3 protein-coding genes and 1 pseudogene are annotated in these 4,841 nt (G+C 73.0%); all 4 read left to right on the forward strand.

Going from position 1 to position 4,841, the window contains the following annotated elements; translation table 11 throughout:
- Window positions 1–2,148 (forward strand): DISARM system helicase DrmA (gene drmA / locus AC08ON_RS15065; RefSeq protein WP_476617191.1); only part of this gene is annotated, 2,148 nt, incomplete at its 5' end.
- Window positions 2,149–2,160: 12 nt separating this feature from the next.
- On the forward strand, window positions 2,161–2,436 hold the full coding sequence (locus AC08ON_RS15070) for a hypothetical protein (protein WP_476607374.1): 276 nt from the start codon (window positions 2,161–2,163) through the stop codon (window positions 2,434–2,436).
- Window positions 2,436–4,364 (forward strand): DrmB family protein, encoded by a 1,929-nt coding sequence (gene drmB, locus AC08ON_RS15075; RefSeq protein WP_476607373.1) that lies wholly within the window; start codon window positions 2,436–2,438, stop codon window positions 4,362–4,364. Before AC08ON_RS15070 ends, drmB begins: the two co-directional genes overlap by 1 nt.
- Window positions 4,361–4,841, forward strand: a pseudogene (locus AC08ON_RS15080) (N-6 DNA methylase); the annotation flags it as partial. The gene drmB and the pseudogene AC08ON_RS15080, both read left to right, overlap by 4 nt.

The following is a 4,841-nucleotide window of genomic DNA, read 5'->3' on the forward strand; positions in this document are numbered from 1 at the left end:
AAGACCGAGGCCTACCTCGGCCTGACCGCCTACACCTTCGCGATCCGCCGCCTACAGGGGACCGTCGGCACCGGCGCCACGGCCCGCTCCGGCGAGGCCGGGGTCGCCGTCCTCATGCGGTACACGCTGCGGCTGCTCACCGCCCAGCAGTTCCAGCGGGCCGCCACCCTGGTCTGCGCCGCCGAGGTGCAGCGCCGTGCGGACCCGGCGACCTGGGGTGCCACGCCGTTCCGCATCGGTCTGTGGGTCGGCGGCGGGGTGTCCCCGAACCGGTTCGAGGACGCCCGCGACCAGGTCGGCGAGGCGCGCGAGGCCGGCGACGGCAAGCGGGCCAACGTCCTGCAGACCCTGAGCTGCCCGTGGTGCGGCAGCGCGCTCGGGGCCCATACCGACGCCCACGTCGACGAGGACCTCCGCCGGGTGCTGCTGTACTGCCCGAACGGCGAGGGGGCCGACGCCTGCCCGTTCTCCCGGCGGGCGGCGCCCGACGAGGGCCTGCCGGTGCTCACCGTCGACGAGGAGATCTACCGCTACGCCCCGAGTCTGGTCATCGCCACCGTCGACAAACTCGCCCAGCTGCCCTGGCGAGGCGAGGCGGGGATCCTGTTCGGCCGGGTGAGCCGACGCTGTCCCCGGCACGGGTACCGCCACGACGACCTCGACGCCCGCACCGGCTGCGGCGAGCGTCACCACAGCCGCGGCAGGCGGCCCGCCGTGACCAGCGAGCCGGTCGTCCGGCTGCGCCCGCCCGATCTGATCATTCAGGACGAGCTGCACCTGATCTCCGGTGCGCTCGGCACCACCGTCGGCCTGTTCGAGAGTGCGGTCGACGAGCTGTGCACCTGGCTGGTCCCGGCCGGCGCGCTCACCGGCCCGAAGATCGTGGCCTCGACGGCGACCACCAGGCGGGCTCGCGACCAGGTGCTCGGCGTCTTCGGCCGCGGCCTCGCCGTCTTCCCGCCCCAGGTGATCGACGTGACCGATACGTTCTTCTCCCGGCGGGTCCCGGTCACCCCCGCCACCCCGGGCCGGCGCTACCTCGGCGTCTGCGCGCACGGGACGAGGATGAAGTCCGCCGAGATCCGCCTCGCTGAGATCCTGCTCCTCGCCGGCCAGACCCTGTTCGACCGGCACGGCACCCCCGCCGAGCCCTATCTGACCCTCGTCGGCTACTTCAACGCCACTCGCGAGCTCGCCGGCATGCGCCGCTACCTCGACGACGACGTCACCACCCGGGTGCGTACCCACGGCCGGCGCAAGGGGCTCGCCAACCGCATCGTCACCGGCACCGGCATGCTCGCGATCTCGGAGCTGACCTCCCGGGTCTCGTCGGCGGACATCAGCGAGGTGCTGGGCCGCCTGGAGATCCCCTTCGACCCCGAGCTCGACACCTCCGCGCGGCGGGAGGCCGTCGCCGAGAACGTCCGCGCATCGTTCCGGAGCAGGGAGCGGGACCGGCGGGCACCGCACCCCCTCGCCGAGCGCACCCGCGCCCGGAGCAACCAGGACCGGATCCCGGTCGACGTGGTGCTCGCGACTTCGATGCTCCAGGTCGGGGTGGACGTCTCCCGGTTCGGGCTGATGGCCGTGATCGGCCAGCCGAAGAACACCGCCGAGTACATCCAGGCGTCCTCCCGGGTCGGCCGGGACGCCGGCCGCCCGGGTCTTGTCGTCACCCTGTACAACTGGGCCCGGCCGCGGGATCTCGCTCACTACGAGGACTTCGAGCACTACCATGCGACCTTCTACCGGCAGGTGGAGGCGCTGTCCGTGACCCCGTTCACCCGCCGCTCCCTCGACCGGACCGCCACCGGCACGTTCGTCGCCGCCGTCCGGCACGCCGACGAGGCGAACACTCGCAACGTCGACGCCCACGACGTGGACCTCGCCGGTCCGACGGTCAGTGGAGTGATCGACCGGCTGCTGGCCCGCGCCGAGGCCGTCGCCGGGCCGCGCGGCCGGGAGTACCTCGAAGAACGGATCCGGCAGCTGATCGAGAGGTGGGAGCTGACGAGGACGGGCCCGTCCCGGATCGGTTATCGCACGGCCGGGGGACAGCAGCGGGTCACCGGCCTGCTGGAGCCCGCCGGGCACGTCCGCTGGGACGTTCTCACCGTCGCCCAGTCGATGCGGGAGACCGAGCGCTAGATCAACCTGCTGGTGCCCGGCCCCGCCGAGATCTTCACCCCCGCCTACGGCGAGCCGGACTGGGCGTTCGGCGCGCCGCCGGACGCCGACGGTACCGGTGAGATCGGCAGCGGCGGTGAGATCGGCAGCAGCGGTGAGATCGGGAGCAGCGAGGTGGACGACAGGGACGAGGTGGACGACGAGGCCGCCCCGGTCGGGGACGAACTGGGGGAGACGGCCTTCGCGGCGGCACGGGCGGGCCGTCCGGCGCGGTCGGCCCGCGCGGCGCTCCCGGGGAGGGGTATCTGATGGTCACGGCGTTCCACCGGCGGGTCGGCGCGGTCCGGCCCAGCCACCTGATGTTCACCAGCGGTGTCGGCGCGCTCGTCGACCTGCCGAACTTCTCCGCGATCGTCCGCGGCGTTGACGACTGGGACTACCGCAACGTCCCCGAGTACCAGCCGATCGTCGAGCCGCGGTTGCTCGCCGCCGTGCGGCGGCTGTACGACCGGGGCGTCACCGAGCTGCGCCCGGCCTCGTGGGCGGAGACCGATGCGGGCGACCGCAGTGGGCAGGGCGCCCGCATCGGCGTGCCCACCGTGCCGTTCCCGAACTGGCTGCGCTGCACCGCCTGCAACGAGCTGGACGTGATCGCCTCCCGCGCGTTCGGGTTCGAGAACCCGTGGCTGACCCGGCCCCAGGACGCCCGCTTCTTCCACGGCACCTGCGGGCGGAAGAAGACCGGCCGCCGGCCGCTCGCGGTGGCGGCCCGTTTCGTGCTCGCCTGCACCGCGGGTCATCTCGACGACTTCCCCTACCCGATGTTCGTGCACCGGGGCGCGCAGTGCGCCAGGGCGAGTCATCCCCGGCTGCGGATGGAGGACCGCGGCGGTAACCTCGGCGCCAACGTCGAGATCCGGTGCGTGAACTGCGACGCCCGGCGCAACATCCGGGAGGCCATGGGTCGTCGCGGTGCGGGGCACCTGCCACGCTGCCGGGGCCGCCATCCCCACCTGGGGACCTTCGCCGATGGCGGGTGCCCGCAGGAGTCCCGCCTGCTCGTCGTCGGCGCCTCCAACCAGTGGTTCGCCCAGACGCTGTCGGTGCTGTCGGTGCCGCGGACCGGCGCCAGTGAGCTGGCGGTCAAGGTCGAACAGCACTGGGAGGTCTTCGAAAAGATCAACAATATGGCGATTCTGGACTTTGCCCGCTCAGTGCCGATCCCGGTGTTCCGTCAGCTGGAGACGTGGTCGAACGCCGAGATCTGGGCCGCGGTCGAGCGGCATCGCGCCGCGATCGCAACCGGCCCGGCCCCGGGTTCCGACGCCGACGGCGAGCGGTCCTACCCGGATCTGCGCACCCCGGAATGGGAGATCTTCTCCTCCGCCGTCCTCCCGGAACCCACCGACGATTTCGCCCTGCGCCGCGAGCCAGGCGGTGTGCCGGCGCCGCTTGCCGGCTGCTACGCCGACGTCGTGCAGGCCGAACGCCTGCGGGAGGTACGGGCGCTGACCGGGTTCACCCGGCTGGACGCGCCCGACCCGGACGACCCCGACCTCGTCATCCGGGCGCCGCTGGCCCGTGGGCCGGCTTCCTGGGTACCGGCGAGCGAGGTCCGCGGCGAGGGCATGTTCCTGCGGGTGCCCGAGGAGATCCTCGGCCCGTGGGCGCGCCGCGTCGCGGACAGTGTCGCGATGCGCGAGCACCGCGACGCCTACAGCCGATTCCGGGTGAACCGCTACTCCGACCGGATCGCCGCGGACTTCGACCCCATGCAGGGCTGGCCCGGGGAGCGCTTCCTCGCCCTGCACACCCTGTCCCACCTGCTTATCCGGACTATCGCGCTGGAGTGCGGCTACAGCTCGGCCAGCCTGAGCGAACGCATCTACGCCGGGGACGACGGCGACCCGCGCGGCGGCATCCTCATCTACACGGCCGTCCCGGACGCGGAGGGCACCCTGGGCGGGTTGGTGTCGCTGGCCGAGCCCGACCAGCTGCTCCGGCTGACCCGCCGGGCCCTCGCCGATGCCCGGCACTGCTCGTCCGATCCGCTGTGCGCCGAGCGGCTGCCGTCGGCGCCCGCCGACTTCCTGCACGGCGCCGCCTGCCACGTCTGCCTGTTCGTGTCCGAGACGACCTGCGAGCGTGGCAACCGCTTCCTCGACCGCCGGTTCGTCGTGCTCCTCGGAGACGAGCCGCAGGACCGCGCCCTCGCCCTGTTCGGCGGGCTGCCGTGAACGGGCTGCCGGTGAAGACCAGCGGCCGGGACACGGCGAGCTCTGCGGCGGACACGGCGAGCTCTGCGGCAGACGCGGCGAGCTCTGCGGCAGACACGGCCACGGCCGCAGACACGGCCACGGTCACCGCCACCGACATCGCCCGGCTGGCCGGAGTCGGGCGGGCCGCGGTCAGTAACTGGCGGCGCCGGTTCGCCGACTTTCCCGCACCCGTCGGGGGGACGTCGACCAGCCCGCTGTTCGCGCTGGCCTCCGTGGCGGACTGGCTCGCCCGGCATGACCGACCGTTCCAGGTCGAGGCGGCCGACCAGGTGTGGCAGCGGATCCGGGGGGCCGTCGATGATCCACGCCTCGGTGAGGTGACCGGCTATCTCGGGGGTTTCCTCATTTATCGTCAGCGGGATCCCGCGGGCGCCACGGCACTGCTCGGGGAGAGCGACGCGGTGGCGGCCGTATCCCTGGAACCGGCGATCGCCC

The sequence above is a fragment of the Frankia sp. CoWAU3 genome, assembly GCF_977971855.1.

Excerpts from the sequence above, each read along its gene's own strand:
- drmB (WP_476607373.1), top strand. The coding sequence starts at position 2,436 with ATGGTCACGGCGTTCCACCGGCGGGTCGGCGCGGTCCGGCCCAGCCAC.